This window comes from Methylomonas sp. MgM2 (assembly GCF_054172045.1).
This window is the reverse complement of the sequence record NZ_JBSYXO010000087.1, coordinates 1-2,078: the sequence shown is the minus strand read 5'-3', so window position 1 is coordinate 2,078 and position 2,078 is coordinate 1. Positions and strand designations below refer to the sequence as shown.

The following is a 2,078-nucleotide window of genomic DNA, read 5'->3' as shown; positions in this document are numbered from 1 at the left end:
CACGTGGCGGTGTAGGCGCGATTGCTAGCCAGGGATGGCTAGCAATCTTTCCCGCCGGAAGCCGACACTCTCCGGTTCCTTTTTGTTTTTTGAAAGGGCGTCAAAAACTTGAGTACAGACAGGATGACTGCCACCATTTTGTGCAGCGTTATTCTTCCCGCCAATAACCATGCAGAAGTCTTGAATTCTTAACCACAGTTGCTCATTTTCTTTCTTATCTCCTAGCGAGACCAGCCCTAATGAAGTTTCTCTCAAGTTCGCCATTGCCTTGATGAATGAGTGAAATGCTTGATTTGCTAGTGTTTGGGTCATGTAAGTCAGTCTTAATAATGGCAGTAATGTTAAAAAACTCTATACATTAGATCATTATAGGGCATAGGGGATACAAGCATTTCAATTAACTTCATGTGCTTTCATTTATAGGATTTCACACATTCAATTTTACTTTGAGTTTTAATTGATCCCCTGATAAGTCATTGAACTATAAGATTTTTCCTGTCGTTAAGGCAATGAAATCACTCATTGCTTACTGGCGCTTAACTAAATAAAGGAAAAATTATGAAAAATTTAGAATTGATTGAAGCAGCTGAAATATCGCTGTTAGGCCAGCTTATGAAAGGTGGTCATGATCATTTGTTGGACCTACCGGCAATTAAACAATTGCAACCAGATGATTTTTGTGATTCCAAAAGACAAAATGCTTTCAAGGGCATTTGTTCGCTCAAAGCGGATGGCTTTCCAATTGATCTGCTTGTTCTCGCTGATCGCGGATACACCACAATCCCCGATGGCGGGAAGATGATCCTCGACATGCCTTACTGTGCTAATCCTGAGTTCTACGCTCAAAAAATCAAGCAGGCATCGAATCTTAGAAAGGCCGTTCATTATGCACAGGAAAGCAAAAAGCGTTGGGATGAAATCGAAACCGGATCAATACCGGAATCGAAAATTGGGCCGACGCTAGAGGACATTCGCAAGTTTTTGGACATGTTTTCTGCTGCCGTGCGCTCAGGCACGAATCAGGGTCCAATGTTTCCGTTTTCTGCATTCGGTGAAATGGAAACTAAACAACTTACTTGGTTAATTGAAGATTATCTTGAGTATGGCTGCCTAGCTGGCTTAATTGGCGCTCCAGAATCTGGAAAAAGCTTGCTGGCTTTGGATATAGCTCTTTGCTGTGCAAGCGGTATCCCTTTTTGTGGCGAATATGCTGTAAAAAGCGGACCAGTCTTCTATATCAACGGTGAGGGTCATAACGGACTGATACGCCGAGCTAGGGCTGTATGCTTTGATCGGGGTATCAGCCTTAATGACAAAAATCTTGATCTGTTCATCAGTCATCAACCCGCATCACTGCTCAACGAAGAATCATTAACGAGCGTAATTACAGCAATTGATTCCATCGTCGAGAAGTCGGGGCAAAAACCAGTCCTTATTGTTATCGATACCCTGGCTCGTAACTATGGCCCAGGCAATGAAAATAGCACCGAAGATATGACCCGATTCATCAGTAGTCTGGATCGATTGCTGAGTCGTTATGGTTCTACCATCCTGCTTGTACACCACACGGGGCACGGTGATCAAGAGCGCGGTCGAGGATCAAGTGTCCTCAAGGCCGCTCTGGATACTGAGTATAAGGTCCAGAAAAAAGGAGATCAAATCACTTTAACTTGTACAAAAATGAAAGATGCCGCTCATCCGCAACCACTGAGCCTAAAAGAGATTGAGTTTGAGACAAGTGATCATTCATTACTAACAAGTGCGGTGTTAGAGCGTCAATTGAACTTCAATTCTGAAGACTCCAAGCCTAAAAAAATGGGTAAGAACCAGCAGCAGGCGCTTGATGCTCTTGAAGAGCTTTTCTTTGAAGCACGGTCTAATAAGCAAGCGAGCGGTCAAAACCCCGATGATGCAAAGGTATCCGTCGATTTATGGCGGAAGCGAAGCGAGCTTCAACCAAATCGATTTGAAGAAGCCAGAAAAAGCTTGATTGAAAAAAACGTTAACGACTGATTAACCCCATCTACCCCAGTTGCTTCAGTCCGTTAATATAGACGGTATCGACAGCCCAAGGCAGC

Annotated in this window: 2 protein-coding genes; one reads left to right on the top strand and one right to left on the bottom strand. The window is 43.5% G+C overall.

Annotated features, from left to right (window positions below):
• Positions 1-24: 24 nt before the first annotated feature.
• Positions 25-312 (bottom strand): hypothetical protein, encoded by a 288-nt coding sequence (locus ACW73I_RS22970; RefSeq protein WP_458031835.1) that lies wholly within the window; start codon positions 310-312, stop codon positions 25-27.
• Between the two features lie 246 nt (positions 313-558).
• Between ACW73I_RS22970 and ACW73I_RS22965 the strand changes: the two genes are divergently transcribed.
• Positions 559-2,013 (top strand): AAA family ATPase, encoded by a 1,455-nt coding sequence (locus ACW73I_RS22965; protein WP_458031834.1) that lies wholly within the window; start codon positions 559-561, stop codon positions 2,011-2,013.
• The last annotated feature ends 65 nt before the right edge of the window (positions 2,014-2,078 follow it).

Bases quoted from the DNA above. Each gene is read 5' to 3' on its own strand.
- ACW73I_RS22970 (WP_458031835.1), bottom strand. From the start codon at position 312: ATGACCCAAACACTAGCAAATCAAGCATTTCACTCATTCATCAAGGCA.
- ACW73I_RS22965 (WP_458031834.1), top strand. From the start codon at position 559: ATGAAAAATTTAGAATTGATTGAAGCAGCTGAAATATCGCTGTTAGGC.